Source organism: Dactylosporangium sp. NPDC049140 (assembly GCF_040648435.1).
Map to the genome: position 1 here is coordinate 1 of NZ_JBEZDS010000099.1, position 15,314 is coordinate 15,314.

At 71.9% G+C, this 15,314-nt stretch carries 15 protein-coding genes; 13 read left to right on the forward strand and 2 right to left on the reverse strand.

The genetic code is table 11. From position 1 onward, the window contains the following. Both AB0B76_RS57430 and lgt read left to right on the forward strand, forming a co-directional pair. A partial coding sequence (locus tag AB0B76_RS57430; protein ID WP_360394451.1) for a hypothetical protein occupies positions 1 to 191 on the forward strand: 191 nt, incomplete at its 5' end. A gap of 53 nt (positions 192 to 244) precedes the next feature. After that, entirely contained in the window at positions 245 to 1,075 is an 831-nt protein-coding gene (lgt, locus tag AB0B76_RS57435) for a prolipoprotein diacylglyceryl transferase (RefSeq protein WP_360394453.1), read from the forward strand. Here the strand turns inward: lgt and AB0B76_RS57440 are convergent. Then, positions 1,032 to 1,142, reverse strand: a complete 111-nt coding sequence (locus tag AB0B76_RS57440) for a hypothetical protein (RefSeq protein ID WP_360394455.1) — start codon at positions 1,140 to 1,142, stop codon at positions 1,032 to 1,034. The two genes, lgt and AB0B76_RS57440, sit on opposite strands and share 44 nt — an antisense overlap. Positions 1,143 to 1,236: 94 nt before the next feature. After that, positions 1,237 to 3,051: a GAF domain-containing protein gene (locus AB0B76_RS57445; RefSeq protein ID WP_360394458.1), complete on the reverse strand. Its 1,815-nt coding sequence runs from the start codon at positions 3,049 to 3,051 to the stop codon at positions 1,237 to 1,239. A gap of 128 nt (positions 3,052 to 3,179) precedes the next feature. On the opposite strand from AB0B76_RS57445, the gene AB0B76_RS57450 reads away from it, so the two are divergent. The 11 genes from AB0B76_RS57450 to AB0B76_RS57500 form a co-directional block, all read left to right on the forward strand. Continuing rightward, a complete protein-coding gene (locus AB0B76_RS57450) occupies positions 3,180 to 3,419 on the forward strand; it encodes a hypothetical protein (protein WP_360394461.1) in 240 nt (79 codons plus the stop codon). Between the two features lie 65 nt (positions 3,420 to 3,484). Then, on the forward strand, positions 3,485 to 5,134 hold the full coding sequence (locus AB0B76_RS57455; protein WP_360394464.1) for a methane monooxygenase: 1,650 nt from the start codon (positions 3,485 to 3,487) through the stop codon (positions 5,132 to 5,134). Between the two features lie 5 nt (positions 5,135 to 5,139). Continuing rightward, on the forward strand, positions 5,140 to 6,180 hold the full coding sequence (locus AB0B76_RS57460; protein WP_360394467.1) for an FAD-binding oxidoreductase: 1,041 nt from the start codon (positions 5,140 to 5,142) through the stop codon (positions 6,178 to 6,180). Beyond that, positions 6,180 to 7,343, forward strand: a complete 1,164-nt coding sequence (locus tag AB0B76_RS57465; protein WP_360394469.1) for a toluene hydroxylase — start codon at positions 6,180 to 6,182, stop codon at positions 7,341 to 7,343. Before AB0B76_RS57460 ends, AB0B76_RS57465 begins: the two co-directional genes overlap by 1 nt. Then, complete coding sequence (gene mimD / locus AB0B76_RS57470; RefSeq protein WP_360394471.1) at positions 7,340 to 7,714, forward strand: propane 2-monooxygenase effector subunit MimD; 375 nt, start codon at positions 7,340 to 7,342, stop codon at positions 7,712 to 7,714. The genes AB0B76_RS57465 and mimD overlap by 4 nt, the downstream gene beginning before the upstream one ends. A 4-nt stretch (positions 7,715 to 7,718) precedes the next feature. Beyond that, on the forward strand, positions 7,719 to 8,768 hold the full coding sequence (locus AB0B76_RS57475; protein WP_360394474.1) for an amidohydrolase family protein: 1,050 nt from the start codon (positions 7,719 to 7,721) through the stop codon (positions 8,766 to 8,768). Then, a complete protein-coding gene (locus tag AB0B76_RS57480) occupies positions 8,765 to 9,490 on the forward strand; it encodes an iron-sulfur cluster assembly protein (protein WP_360394477.1) in 726 nt (241 codons plus the stop codon). The genes AB0B76_RS57475 and AB0B76_RS57480 overlap by 4 nt, the downstream gene beginning before the upstream one ends. Beyond that, positions 9,487 to 10,512, forward strand: coding sequence for an NAD(P)-dependent alcohol dehydrogenase (locus AB0B76_RS57485; protein ID WP_360394480.1), 1,026 nt, complete (start codon positions 9,487 to 9,489; stop codon positions 10,510 to 10,512). Before AB0B76_RS57480 ends, AB0B76_RS57485 begins: the two co-directional genes overlap by 4 nt. 16 nt (positions 10,513 to 10,528) lie before the next feature. Further along, positions 10,529 to 12,229, forward strand: coding sequence for a chaperonin GroEL (gene groL, locus AB0B76_RS57490; protein WP_360394483.1), 1,701 nt, complete (start codon positions 10,529 to 10,531; stop codon positions 12,227 to 12,229). A 12-nt stretch (positions 12,230 to 12,241) separates the two neighbouring features. Further along, positions 12,242 to 13,552: an Nramp family divalent metal transporter gene (locus tag AB0B76_RS57495; RefSeq protein WP_360394486.1), complete on the forward strand. Its 1,311-nt coding sequence runs from the start codon at positions 12,242 to 12,244 to the stop codon at positions 13,550 to 13,552. Positions 13,553 to 13,662: 110 nt separating this feature from the next. Continuing rightward, on the forward strand, positions 13,663 to 15,314 hold a 1,652-nt coding region (locus AB0B76_RS57500; protein ID WP_360394489.1), incomplete at its 3' end, for an RDD family protein.

Genomic DNA, 15,314 nt, shown 5'->3' on the forward strand with positions numbered 1-15,314 from the left:
ACGGCGACTGGTCGGTGCGCCGGGTCGCCGTGCACGCCCTCGGGCGGCAGTTCGGGGACGACGAGGCCATCCGGGCGCTCTTCGTCGAGCGGGCCGGGGCGGCCCCGGACCCGGAGACCGGCCGGCTGTTCGAACAGGCACTGACCTGGCTGCCGCGAGCGGACCCGGAAGACCTTCCATCAACGCTGTAACAGCTTCCGCACATGGGAGCCCAGGGCCTGAGGTGCTATGGCACAGTGGCCCGATGGACGCGCCCGCCCTGCTTGCCGCCATTCCCAGCCCGGCCCGTGGCGTGTGGCACCTCGGGCCGCTGCCCGTCCGGGCCTACGCGCTGTGCATCATCGCCGGGATCATCGTCGCCGTCGTGATGACGCAGCGGCGGTGGGCGGCCGCGGGCGGGCGGCGCGACGACGTCGTCGACGTGGCGATCTGGGCGGTCCCGTTCGGCATCGCCGGCGGGCGGATCTATCACGTGCTGACCGACCCCGAGCTGTACTTCGCACGCGGCCGCGACCCCGTGCGCGCGCTGTACATCTGGGACGGCGGGCTCGGCATCTGGGGCGCCATCGCGCTCGGGGCGCTCGGCGCGTGGATCGGTTGCCGCCGCCTCGGGATCTCGCTGCCGTCCTTCGCCGACGCCGCGGCGCCCGGGGTGGCGGTCGCCGAGGCGGTCGGGCGGCTCGGGAACTACTTCAACCAGGAGCTGTACGGGCGGCCGACGTCGCTGCCGTGGGCGCTGCGGATCGATCCGCAGCACCGGCCGGCGGCGACGCCGGACATCGCGCTGTACCACCCGGTCTTCCTCTACGAGGCGCTGTGGTGCCTCGGCGTCGCCGCGCTCGTCGTCTGGGCCCAGCGGCGCTTCGGCCTGGTGCGCGGGCAGGTGTTCGCGCTGTGCGTGGCCGCGTACACGGTCGGGCGGGCCGGTGTCGAACTGCTGCGCGTCGACACCGCCAACCACGTGCTCGGGCTGCGCCTGAACACCTTCACGTGCGCGATCGTGTTCGCCGGGGCGGTGACCGTGTTCTGGCTCAGCCGGTCACGGTCCCGGTCACGGACGTCCCTGACTTCGTGACGTAGGAGGTGACCAGGGCGCCGCTCCAGGAGTGCAACGCGAGCGTCACCCGCGCGCCGTCGTTCACCCCGTCGAACAGGGACCGTAGGAGCGGCCCGGCGGAGGTGTCAATCGATGCGCTTCGAATGCCGGGTGGGCGCGGAGCGGCCGCGAAACTTTCGTCAGGCCGTGACGATCCCGTACTCGTGGATCTTCCGGTAGATCGTCGCGCGGGACATGCCCAGGCTGTCCGCGGCCTTGACCTTGTTGCCGTCGTTGTCGATCAGGCTCTGCACGATCGCGTCGCGCTCGATCGACTCCAGGGTGCTCAGCAGCCGGCGGCTCACCGTGCGGGCCTCGGGCGGCAGGTCCTGCGGCTGGATCGAGCCGGTGCGCCGCCGCTGCACGGTGCGCCGCAGCGCCTGCCACAGCTGCTCGACGTTGCCCGGCCAGCTGGCCCGCACCAGCACCTGCACCGCCTCCGGCGAGCACACCAGGCGGCCGTCGGGTACCAGCCGCCCCAGGAACTGCGGCACCAGCTCCTGCACGTCCTCGCTGTGGTGGCGCAGCGGCGGGATCTCCACCGTGGTGGGGAAGAACCGCAGCAGGTCGGCCGGGCCGGCCCCGGTGCTCATGGTCGCCGCGACCCGGCACCGGTCGCGGCGCTCGGAGCTGCGCAGCGCGAGCAGCGCCGCCGCGAGCGCCTGGACCCGCCCGGGGCCGAGCCGGTCGAGATGGCGCACGACCACGGTCCCGGAGCCGGTGACGATCTCGCGGCGGGCGGCGGCGGCCCACGCCGGGTCGCCGGTGCCGGCGGCGTCGAGCACCTTGAAGTGCCCGCCCGGGTCGTGCCGGTCGTGCACGGCGCGGATCACGGCCAGCTTGCCGACGCCCGGCTCGCCCTCGACCACCACCCACTCGCCGGCCGCGAAGGCCTCCTCGACCCGGCGGACGCCGCGCAGCCAGAGCACGCCCGACCCGACCAGGCCGGTGCCGGCCAGCCCCGAGACCCGCCCGTGGGTCGGGGCGGACTCCAGCGCCGGGCGGGCGTTCGGGGAGAGCTTGACGTGCACGACGCCGCCGTTGCGCCGGCCGTCGGCGGGCACCGGCCGGCAGTGCAGCCGCGCGGTGAGGCCGCTGGGCAGCTGCACGTCGACCGCGGACGACGGGCGGGGGCCGGCGAGGGTCTGCGAGGCCTGCCCCAGCAGGACGGCCTGCTCGGCCGGGTCCAGCACCTGCCGGGCCTGGTCGTTCATCATCACCACGTCGTTGTTCAGCGCGAACACGATCCCGGCGGTGCGGCGGCAGGTGCGCAGGTACTCCTGCAGCAGTTCCAGCTCCCGCACCCCGCTGTCGGCGAGCAGCGCCTGCTGGATCTGCCCCGCGGCGTTCTTGGCCAGGGCCAGCAGCAGCGGCCCGGCGTCGCGCCGCCAGCACGTGAGGTCGATGGCGCCGACGGTCTTGCCCGAGATCGGATGGTGGATCGGCACGGCCGCGCAGGCCAGGTCCTCGAGGTGCTCGGCGTAGTGCTCGTGGCCGAACACGTGCATCGGCCGCCCGCCCTCCAGCGCCGTGCCGATGCCGTTGGTGCCCACGAACTGCTCGGCGTAGCTGAAGCCGGGCGCCAGGTTGACCCGGTCCAGGTGCGCGGTGAGGTCGCGGTCGGCGGTCATCCGGCTCAGCACCACGCCCGCCGGGTCGGTGAGGATGATGCTGATCGGCTGGCCGTCGAGGTTCTCCCGCAGGTGGCGCAGCACCGGCAGCGCGCTGTGCGTCAGCGGCGTGTCCAGGTCGGGGTCGCGCAGGTAGGTCAGCTCGATCCGGTCGGCGGCGACGTTCCAGTGCCGCGACCGCCACCACGAGGCCAGGATCGTGTCGCGGACCTGGGCCGGCTCGATCTTCTCGGCGGACAGGAACCGTTCGCGGGTCACGGCGAGCCCGTCGGCGTCCGCCGAGACGGAGGCCGTTGACGGGGGTTGTTTCGGTGTGCGCGACACTGCGCCCCCTTCCCGGACCCGTCGACGGCCTTCGACGCCCGGTGCTCACTACAAAATACGCGCAGGTGACCCCGGACGTGTCTCATGTTGAGACCGCACGTGCATCTGGCACGCCGTGTGATGCCCCCATGGACGCCGAGACGTACAACCCGTGGAGCGTCGTCAACGTCGTGTTCCACCATCTCGCCGCGCAGGGCCTGCACCCGGTGCTGGGCGGCCGCGATCCGGGCGAGCCGGCCGCGCGGCTGCTCGAGGCGCTGGGCATCACACCGGCCGCGGAGGGGGACCGGCAGGTCGCCGCGGGCGTCAAGGTCCACCTGGCCGAGATCCGGGCGGCCTTCTTCGAGCAGCCCCCTGCTTCAAGTTGAGACAGCCGCACGCGGATACGTGCGGTGTCATTCCTGTCACGACACGTACCGGTGAAGGAGTGAGGATGAGTCGGCAGAGTGTGGCCAGGGCCCACCAGAAGATCCAGGAGCTCTCCTGGGAGCCGATGTACCACGAGCCGGTGTCGCAGTACGGCACCGACTACACGTTCCGCAAGGCGCAGAAGAAGGACCCGCTCAAACAGGTCCTGCGCTCGTACTTCCCGATGCAGGAGGAGAAGGACAACCGGGTGTACGGCGCCTCCGACGGCGCGATCCGCGGCAACATGTTCCGCCAGGTCCAGGAGCGCTGGCTGGAGTGGCAGAAGCTGTTCCTGAGCATCATCCCGCTGCCGGAGATCTCCGCGGCGCGGGCGATGCCGCTGCTGTTCCGCACCGTGCCCAACCCGGAGCTGCACAACGGCCAGGCGATCCAGATGATCGACGAGGTCCGGCACTCGACGATCCAGCAGAACCTCAAGCGCCTGTACATGAACAACTACATCGACCCGGCCGGCTTCAACAGCAGCCTGCGCAACTTCCAGAACGACTACTGCGGCACCATCGGCCGGCAGTTCGCCGAGGGGTTCATCACCGGCGACGCGATCACCGCGGCCAGCATCTACCTGACGATCGTGGCCGAGACCGCGTTCACCAACACGCTGTTCGTGGCGATGCCGGCCGAGGCCGCCGCCAACGGCGACTACCTGCTGCCGACGGTGTTCCACTCGGTGCAGTCCGACGAGTCGCGGCACATCAGCAACGGGTACGCGACGCTGCTCATGGCGCTGTCGGACGAGAGCAACCACCAACTGCTCGAGCGTGACCTGCGCTACGCCTGGTGGAACAACCACCGCGTGGTCGACGCGGCGATCGGGACCTTCATCGAGTACGGCACCAAGGACCGCCGCAAGGACCGCGAGAGCTACGCCGAGATGTGGCGCCGCTGGATCTACGACGACTACTACCGCAGCTACCTCGTACCGCTGGAGAAGTACGGCCTGACCATCCCGCACGACCTCATCGAGGAGGCCTGGAACCAGATCTGGAACAAGGGCTACGTCCACGAGGTCGCGCAGTTCTTCGCCACCGGCTGGCTGGCCAACTACTGGCGGATCGACCCCATGACCGACGCCGACTTCGAGTGGTTCGAGCACAAGTACCCCGGCTGGTACAACCGGTACGGCAAGTGGTGGGAGCAGTACAACCGCCTGTCGCGGCCCAACGGCCACCACCCGATCGTGGCCGAGGACGTCGACTACCAGTACCCGCACCGCTGCTGGACCTGCATGGTGCCGTGCCTCGTGCGCGAGGACATGGTCATGGCAGAGGTCGACGGCCAGTGGCGCACCTACTGCCACGAGGCGTGCCGGTGGACCGACGCCGAGGCGTTCCGGCCGGTGTACCAGGGCCGCAACACCCCGAACATGGGCCAGCTCATCGGCGCCCGCGAGTGGGAAACGCTGTACCACGGCTGGAACTGGGCCGACGTCGTCAGCGACATGGGCTTCGTCCGCGACGACGGCAGGACGCTCGTCGCCCAGCCGCACCTGGACCTGGACCCGAAGAAGATGTGGACGCTGGACCACCTGCGCCGCATGCCCGAGGTGCTCAGCCCCAACGTGCTGCTCAACCAGATGACGCCGCAGGAGCGCGAGGCGTTCCACGCCGACTACATCCGCGGCGGCCCCGCCGGCCGTCCGGCACCCAAGAAATAGGCACCGTGGGCGACAAGCACCTGGTCCGGTTCGAGCCGGTCGGGATCGAGATCGAGGTCGACGAGGACCAGACGGTCCTGCGTGCCGCGGCCGAGCAGGGCATCATGCTCATGCACGGCTGCAAGGAGGGGCAGTGCGCCTCCTGCAAGTCGTTCGTCCTGGACGGCGACGACATCGAGCTCGATCGCTACTCGACGTTCGCGTTGCCCGACTACGAGAAGGACGAGGGCTTCACCCTGCTCTGCCGGGCGCACGTCTACGAGGACGTGCGGATCGAGCTGCTCAACTTCGACGAGGACATGATCCGGTCCGGCCTGCCGATCCAGCAGGCCGTGGCCGAGGTCGTGTCGATCGAGCCGGTGACCCACGACCTGCGCCACCTCGTCCTGCGCCTGATCGAGCCGGCGGAGATCAAGTTCTTTCCCGGCCAGTACATGGACATCACCGTGCCGGGCGCCGGCGAGACCCGGTCGTTCTCGATGGCCAACGTCTCCAGCCGCGAGGACGGCCGGCTCGAGTTCGTCATCAAGGTGTACCCCGGCGGGCTGTTCTCGTCCTTCCTGGACACCCGGCTGGCCGTCGGGGACCGGCTCGACATCACCGGCCCGTTCGGGGTCTTCACGCTGCGGGAGGCCCACGACGAACGCATCGTGTTCGTCGGCGGCGGCGCCGGCCTGGCGCCGATCCTCGGCCTGCTGCGCTCGATCGCCGAGCGGGGCATCGAGCGCCCGGCGGTCTTCTACTACGGCGCCCGGACCCGGCGGGACCTGTGCTTCGGCCCGGAGCTCCGGGCGCTCGAGGCCACCATCAAGGACTTCCGCTACGTGCCGGCACTGTCCGAAGAGGACGGTGCCGGCTGGGACGGCGAGACCGGGCTCGTCACCGACGTGCTCAAGCGGCACGAGACCGACCTCAAGGGCGCGCACGCCTACGTGTGCGGGCCGCCGCCGATGGTCGAGGCGGCGATGGCCGCGCTCACCGCGCTCGGCGTGGAAGAGAAACGCATCTACTTCGACAAGTTCACCACCACAGGTGGGGAGGATTGATGACGACCGTGCCGCAGGAACGCAGCGTTCCGAAGCCCGTCTTCACCGACGCCGAGGCCGGCGCCAAGCAGTTCCCGGACTCCGGCGCCCGCCGGTTCAACTACTACCTGCCGCAGAAGCGCAAGCAGACCCACTACGAGGACGTCACCGTCGAGGTGCAGCCGGACCCGCGGCACTACCTGGCGCAGGGCTGGCTCTACGGCTTCGCCGACGGCCGCGGCGGCTACCCGCTGGACTGGACCGCCCTGAAGGCCTGGGGCTCCGACCGGCCCGAGCCGCAGCGCGGGCCCGGTTCCGGCGGGCGCGGCTACGACTGGCCGGCGCACGGGTGGCACGAGTTCCGGGACCCCAACGAGGAGTGGGAGTTTTCGCTGTACCGCTACAACTCCAACGTCGTGCGCCAGGTCACCCAGAACGTGGAGGCGGCCCGCCGGGCCAAGGCGTTCGAGCAGTGGAACCCCAACTTCGTCGAGCGCCACGTCGGCGCCTGGATGCACGTCGACCACGGCCTCGGCCTCTACCTGTTCGCCAACGCCAACCGGCGCGCCCCCACGAACATGCACAACAACGCGATCTCGGTCAACAGCATGCACCGCATCCGGGCCGCGCAGGACCTCGCGCTGTACAGCCTGACCCTCAGCGAGGAGATCCCCGGCTTCGACGGCTCCGCCCACCTGGAGACCTGGAACACCGATCCGGCCTGGCAGGGTGTACGGGACACGGCCGAGGCGCTCACCGCGATCGACGACTGGTGCGAGGCGGTCCTGGCGGCCAACGTCGTGTTCGAGCCGCTGGTCGGCGAGCTGTTCCGCAGCGGGCTCGTCCAGCACGCGGCCCCCCGCAACGGCGACTTCGTGACCCCCACGATCGTCGGCGCGGAGGAGTACGACTTCTCGGAGCGTGACCTGCGTTACACCGTGGCGATGTTCCAGCTGCTCACCAACGACCGCGAGTTCGCCGAGCACAACCGGGGCCTGATCGGGCAGTGGCTGGCGAACTGGGTGCCGCGGTGCATCGCCGCCGCCCGGGCGCTGCAGCCGCTGTGGTCCCAGCCCGACGCGAAGCCGCCGCGCTTCGAGGACGCCCTCGACCGGGCCAAGAGCCGCTTCGCCGGCATCCTCACCGACCTCGGCCTGCCGACCCCGAAGGAGCTGGCCCAGTGACCACCACCGAGTTCGGGCACAGCCCGTTCAAGTCCGACAGCAGCCCGTCCAACATGTGCGGCTTCACGCTCATGAACAACCAGGTCGGCGTCGTCGTCGCCGAGGTGATGGCGGGCAAGCCCAACGTCCAGGTGCTGCCGCTGCCCTCGATGATCCGCGTCGACGCGTTCGGCCGGATGGACGTCGTGTACGACGAGATCTCCGAGGCCCTCGGCGAGGAGCCCGGCTACTTCGACGCGGCCCAGTTCGAGGAGAGCATGTCGACGCACTACGGCCGCATGATCCACGAGGACGACCGGACCATCATGTTCGCCAACCCCGAGGACGCGGCCGAGTACATCGGCTTCGACCTCACCGCCGGATCGAGGTAGCACCGTGTACGAGAAGGATGGCGAGCAGTACTTCGTCGTCGACAGCCACATGCACTACTGGAACGCCGCCCCGGACAACTGGGTGCCGGGCGCGGAGCAGTACGCCAAGGGCTGGATCGAGTGCTTCCACGCGTACCAGGGCCTCGGGCCCGAGGAGACGCACTGGCCGATCGAGAAGTTCATGAAGTACACCGAGGAAGACCTCATGCGCGACGTCTTCCAGGACGGCCACGTCGACGTCGCGGTGTTCCAGCCGACATACCTCACCGAGTGGTACCGCGAGGGCTTCAACACCACCGAGCGCAACGCCGCCCTCGGCGAGAAGCACCCCGGCCGGTTCATCGCCAACACCCGCTGGGATCCCCGCGAGGGCGACGACGGCCTCAAGCGGCTCAAGGAGAACGTCGAGCGCTACGGCTCCCGCGGCGTCAAGCTCTACACCGCCGAGTGGCGCAACGGCTCGCGGGGCTGGAAGCTCACCGACCGCGAGGCCTACCGCTACCTCGAGGCCTGCCAGGAGCTCGGCATCGTGAACATCCACGTCCACAAGGGACCGACGATCTGGCCGCTGGACAAGGATGCGTTCGACGTCAGCGACGTCGACCACGCCGCGACCGACTTCCCCGGCCTGAACTTCATCGTCGAGCACGTCGGCCTGCCCCGTATCGAGGACTTCTGCTTCATGGCGACGCAGGAGCCCAACGTGTACGCCGGGCTGTCGGTCGTCATCGGCGGGCTCATGCACGCCCGGCCGCGCTTCTTCGCCAAGGTCATGGGGGAGCTGCTGTTCTGGGTCGGCGAGGACAAGATGACCTTCGGCAGCGACTACGGCATCTGGGAGCCGAAGTGGCAGGTCGAGGGCTTCGTCGACTGGGACTACCCGGACGACGAGTTCTCCGACTACCCGCGGGTGACGACCGCGACCAAGAAGAAGATCCTCGGGCTCAACGCGGCCCGGCTCTACGGCATCGACGTGCCGGCGCAGTTCCGCCTCGACGCCGGCGACGGTACCCCGGCCGCCCGCGACGACGCGCAGCTCGTCGACTCGCCATGACCGGTGCACCGGCGGACCCCCTCCTCGCCGCCCTTCTCGTCGCCTTGGAGGGGGTCCGCGACCCCGAACTGGACGAGCCGATCACCGCGCTCGGCTTCGTCTCCTCGTGCACCCGCTCGCCGGACGGCGTCGCCGAGGTGCACCTGCGCCTGCCGACGTACTTCTGCGCGCCGAACTTCGCGTTCCTCATGGTCGCCGACGCCTACGACGCGGTCGCGGCCGTCGACGGGGTCCGCGCGGCCCGCATCGTGCTCGAGGACCACTTCGCGGCCGACGCGATAAACGCGGGCGTCGCCGCGCGGGCCGGGTTCGCGGGGTCCTTCGCCGGCGAGGCGGCCGGCGAGCTTGACGAGCTGCGCGCGGGGTTCCTGCGCAAGGCCGTGCTCGCGGGCACCGACCAGGTGTGCCGGCCCCTGCTCGGCGCCGGGCGCGACCCGGCGGACCTGGCCCGGCTGCGGCTCGGCGACGTGCCACCGTCGCCCGAGCTGCGGCGGCTGCGGCGACGCCGGGCCGAGCTCGGGCTCGCCGCCGGCGACGACGCGCCCCTGCTCATCGAGCCCGGCGGCGGGGGCGGCGTGCCGGGCGGAGCGGCGCCGCTGTACCTGCGCAAGGCGCGCACCACGCGCGTGAACATCGAGGCCAACACCGGCATCTGCCGCGGCATGCTGCGGCACCGCTACGCCGACGCGGGCCTCGGGCAAACTTCTGTGGAGGATCGATGAAGGCCGTTCGACTGCACGGCTACCACCAGACGCCCGTCGTCGAGGAGATCCCCGAGCCCGTCGTCTCCGGGCCGCTCGACGTCGTCGTACGCATCGGCGGGGCCGGTGTCTGCCGCACCGACCTGCACATCATCGAGGGCCAGTGGGCCGCGGCGATGAACCCCGCACTGCCCTGCACCCTCGGCCACGAGAACGCCGGCTGGGTGCACGCGATCGGCGCCGGCGTGACGAACGTCGCCGTCGGCGACACCGTGATCCTGCACCCCACCCCGACGTGCGGGCTCTGCCACGCCTGCCGCGCCGGCAACGACATGCACTGCGTCGACAGCAGCTTCCCGGGGCTGTCGCACGACGGCGGCATGGCCGAGCTCCTGCTCACCTCGGCCCGCGCCTGCGTCCGGCTCGACCGGGCCACCCGGCCCGAGGACGTCGCCGCCCTCGCCGACGCCGGCATCACCGCCTACCACGCCGTGCGCAAGGCGATTCCGCTGCTGTACCCCGGCACGACCGCCGTCCTGATCGGCGCCGGCGGCCTCGGGCACATCGGCATCCAGTGCCTGGCCGCGCTGACCGCCACGAAGATCATCGTGGTGGACCGCAACCCCGACGCGCTCAAGCTGGCCGAGCAGCTCGGCGCCGACCACACCGTCGTCGCCGACGGCCGGCACGTCGAGGCGGTCCAGGACCTGACGGGGGGCCGCGGCGCCGAGGTCGTGCTCGACTTCGTGGCCGAGCAGGGCGCCGAGCACGACGGCTTCGCGATGACCGGGCGCAACGGGTCGTACTTCGTCATCGGCTACGGCGGCACGGTACAGATCCCGACCCTCGACATCATCTCGACCGAGCGCAACATCATCGGCAACATCGTCGGGACCTACACCGACCTCGCCGAGCTCATGGTGCTCGCCGAGTCCGGCAAGGTCACGCTGCACACCAAGACCTACCCGCTCTCCGCCGCCGCGGAGGCGATCGCCGACCTCGACGCCGGCCGGGTCCGCGGCCGCGCGATCCTCGTGCCGTAGCGGCCGGGAGGAACCGATGGCCAAGGAACTCCGCTTCGGCCCGCAGGCGCGCAGCCTGCTGCTGGCCGGCGTCGACCAGCTCGCCGAGGCGGTGAAGTCGACGCTCGGGCCCAAGGGCCGCAACGTCATCCTGGAGAAGATCACCGGTTCGCCGGTGGTCACCAACGACGGCGTCACCATCGCCCGCGAGATCCACCTCAAGAACCAGTTCGAGAACATGGGCGCCCAGCTGGTCAAGGAAGCCGCGATCAAGACCAACGACATCGTCGGCGACGGCACGACCACCGCGACCGTGCTGGCCCAGGCGATCGTGCGCGAGGGCATGACCGCCATCGACGGCGGCGCCAACCCGGTGCTCGTCAAGCGCGGCATCGACCTCGCCGTGGGCCGGCTCGTCGAGCACCTGCGCGCCGTGGCCCGGCCGGTCGAGACCGAGGCGGACCTCGGGCGCGTCGCGGCGATCTCGGCCAACGACGACGAGGTCGTCGGCGCGGTGATCGCCAAGGCCTTGCACACCGTCGGCAACGGCGGGATCGTCACCGTCGAGGAGTCCGCCGCGCCCGGCTCGCACGGGATGAGCGTCGGGTTCGTCGAGGGCTTCGAGTTCGACAACGGGTACCTCTCGCCGTACCTCGTCACGAACCCGGCCGCCCTGGAGGCCGTCCTCGACGAGCCCTACATCCTGCTGTGCAGCGAGAAGATCACCAAGGTGCAGCAGCTCATGCCGATCCTCGACAAGATCATGCGGGCGCCCCGCCCGCTGGTCATCATCGCCGAGAACGTCGAGGGCACCGCGCTGAGCATGCTCGTGCACAACCACGTGAACCGCACCTTCCAGTGCGTCGCCGTCCGCGCCCCCGGCTTCGGGGACCGGCGGCTGCACAAGCTCGAGGACATCGCCGCGATCACCGGCGGCGCGGTGTACAGCCGCCACTCCGGCTTCTCGCTGGAGACCATGACCGTGGAACACCTCGGCCGGGCGACCCAGGTGCGGGTGACCGCCGGCAGCACCGCGATCATCGGCGGCAACGGCGCCCCCGACGACGTCGAGTTCCGCCTCACCCAGCTGCGCTCCGAGCTCGCCCGGGCCACCTTCGGCATCGACGAGGACGTGCTCACCGAGCGCATCGGCGCGCTCTCCGGCAAGGTCGCCGTCATCCGGGTCGGCGCCCCGACCAACGCCGAGCTCAAGGAGCTGCAGCACCGCGTCGAGGACGCGCTGTCGGCCACCCGCGCGGCGATGGCCGAGGGCGTCGTGGCCGGCGGCGGGGCGGCGCTGCTGCACGCCGAGTCCGCGCTGCACGACCTCGAGGTCAAGGACGACTACGCCACCGGCGTGGAGATCGTGCGCCGCGCCCTCACCGAACCCGCCTTCCTGATCGCCGCCAACGCCGGCTACTCCGGTCCCGAGGTCGTCGCGCGCCTGCGACACCTCGGCCCGGAGGAGGGCTTCGACGCCCTCGAGGGCCGCTACGGCAACATGCTGGAGATGGGGATCGTCGACCCGCTCCGGGTGGCGCGCTCCGCGCTGCAGAACGGTGCCTCAGTGGCCGGGCTCCTGCTCACCACGAACACACTCGTGGCCGAGGAACAGACGCCGTGGGGTGGCAGCCCGGCGCTCATGACGGAGTTCGGCGCGCTCGACGAGGGTCTGCACCAGCCCTCGCCGGACTCGAGTACCCCGCAGTCGCTCGGGCTCGGCCCGTCGGTCGGCTGAGAGCAGCCGAGCATGCCACCCCTTCCCGGGGACGGCGGTGCCATCGCCGCCGTCCCCACCCTCGACCAGCCGCCGCGGCCCGCCCCGGCCCTGCACGCCCTGCGCGCCCGCGGACGCCTGCGCGGCGGCCTGGCCCTGCTCGGCCCCGCGTTCGTGGCCGCCGTCGCCTACATCGACCCGGGCAACTTCGCGATAAACATCACCGCCGGGGCCGCCCACGGATACCTGCTCGTCTGGGTCATCATCACCGCGAACCTCATGGCGATGCTGGTGCAGTACCTGTCGGCCAAGACCGGCGTGGCCACCGGCCGCGACCTGCCGGAGCTGTGCCGCGAGCACTTCCCGCGCGCGGTCGCCCGGGGCCTGTGGGTGCAGGCCGAGGTCATCGCCATGGCCACCGACCTCGCCGAGTTCGTCGGCGCCGCCGTCGGGCTCTACCTGGTCTTCGGCGTGCCGCTGTTCGCCGCCGGCCTCATCACCGCCGTGGTCGCTTTCGGCATCCTGGCGCTGGAGCAGCGCGGGTACCGCCGCTTCGAGCTGGCCATCGCCGCCCTGCTCGCCATCGTCTTCCTCGGGTTCCTCTACGACCTCGCCGCCGTCGGCGCCGACCCGGGCGCCATCGCCGGGGGACTGCTGCCCCGCCTGGGCGACAGCGGCGCCCTGCTGCTCGTCGCGGGCATCTTCGGCGCGACCGTCATGCCGCACGTGGTGTACCTGCACTCCGCCCTGACCAAGGCCCGCGTCTCCTGCCGCGACGACGCCGAGCGGCACGAGCTGCTGCGCTTCCAGCGCCTCGACGTGATCGTCGGCCTCGGCGCCGCCGGTGTCATCAACCTCTCGATGCTCGTCGTCGCCGCCTCACTGTTCCACGGCACCGCCCGCGCGGGCACAGACTCGATCGAGGCCGCGCACGCGGGCCTCGCCGACCTGGTCGGCGGCGGCGCGGCCCTGGCCTTTGCCGCGGCCCTGCTCGCCTCCGGCCTGTCCTCCTCGAGCGTCGGCACCTACGCCGGCCAGGTCGTCATGCAGGGCTTCATCCACCGGCGCATCCCGCTGTTCCTGCGCCGGGGCCTGACGATGCTGCCCGCCCTCCTCGTGCTGGGCCTGGGCCTGCCGCCGACCGGGAGCCTGGTCGCGTCCCAGGTGGTCCTGTCCTTCGGCATCCCGTTCGCCCTGGTACCGCTGGTGCTGCTCACCCGCCGCCGCGACATCATGGGCACCTTCGTGAACCGCCCGCTGACGACGGCCGCGACTTCGCTGATCGCCGCGCTCATCATTGTTTTGAACGTGTACCTGCTGTGGACGGTGCTGCGGGGGCACTAAGGTATGGCGTCGTGGTCGATCCCTCGTACCAGCCGCAGTACTGGGCCCCGCCTCCGTCGCCTTTTACGGGTCCGCCGCCGTTTCCGGGTGCGCCGCCTTCGCCCCCGGTCGTGAACGCGGAGCCGAAGCGGGCCGGGATCGGGCGGCGGCTGCTCGGCTGGTGGATCGACTACCTGATCGTCATGGTGCCCGGCGTGGCCCTGGTCGGGTACGCGCTGTGGAGCCTGATACGCGGCCTGCCCAACTACGTCGGCGGCGTCGCCGCCGACGTCGGGGCCACGCGCCTGGTCGGGCTGGTCACACACCGCGGCGCGGGCGGCCCCGGCTTCCGGGCGGTGGCCTCGGGCCAGTGGCTCGACCTGGCGTTGCCGCTGATTTTGGCGGTACTCGCTGTGCCGCTGCTGCAGTTCACGTACCAGGCGTCGATGCTGGCCTGGCGGGGCCGGACGATCGGCAAGATCGTCGCCGACACCAAGGTCGGGGGCGGGCGGTTCGCGGTGCGGCGGGCCTTCGCCACCACGTTCGTCGAGACTGGGCTGGTCGGGGTCGGGCTGGCCCTGGCCGTCTACGGGGAGTTCTCCCTCGGCGTCCTCGTACTGGCCGTGGCGACGGTGGTGTGGTGGGTCAACCTGCTGCCTGCCCTCGGCCCGAAGCACCGCACCGTCGTGGATCGCGTGGCCGGGACGGTGGTCGTGCGGCGGGCGCTCTACGCGCAGGTCGCGGCGGCCACCGCGGAGCTCGCACGGCGCACGTCGGGCGCGGCCATCGACGCCGGGCGGCGGACCACCGGTGCGGCGCTGGACGCCGGGCGGCGGACCACGGGGGCGGCGCTGGACGCGGGTCGGCGGACCACGGGGGCGGCGCTGGACGCGGGTCGGCGGACCACGGATGCGGCGGTTGACGCCGGGCGCTGGACGACTGGTGCGGCGGTCGACGCCGGGCGCTGGACTGCGGGCGCGGCGCTGGACGCCGGGCGCCGGACCGGGGATGCGGCCGCGGTGGCCGGTCGCATGGGCGCGGACGCGGCGGTGGTGGCGGCCCAGGTCGCGGCGGAGGCGGCGGCCGCGGCCCGGCGCCGCGGAGCGGAACACCTCCCGGCGGCGGCCCGGCGCACCACGGACGCGGCGGCCGCCGCGGCGCGCAAGACAGCCGCGGCGGCCGCGGAGGCGGCGGCAGTGGCGGGCCAGGCGGCACGGCAGGGCGCGGCGGCGGCCGGCGAGGCGGCGCGGCAGGGCGCCGAGAAGCTGGTCCAGGCCGCGCCCGTGCAGCAGGCGCTCAACTCGAAGGTCGGCCAGCAGTCGCAGGCCTTGGGCGCCGCCGGCGCGAAGCGGGCCCGCGAGCTCGGCGACCGCACGGCCGGCGCGGCGCGCAAGGTCGGCGACCGGGCGCAGCAGCTGTGGCAGGAGCGCCAGGCGGCGCGGGCCGAGCGCCAGGAGCCGAACACGCCCGCCGAACCGCCGACCGCACCGGCACCGCCCGCCCTACCCGCCGCGCACTCGTCCGCCGCGCCGTCCGAGCCTGACGCCGTGCCGTCCCAGTCGTTCGCCGTGCCGACCGTGCCGTCCCAGTCTCCTACCGTGCCGTTCCACCCCGCCGCCGTGCCTTCCGAGCCTTCCACTGTGCCGTCCCAGTCGTTTGCCGTGCCCGCCGTGCCGTCGCAGCCTCCGGCCGTGCCGTCGCAGCCTCCGGCCGTGCCGTCGCAGCCTCCGGCCGTGCCGTCGCAGCCTCCGGCCGTGCCGTCGCAGCCTCCGGCCGTGCCGTC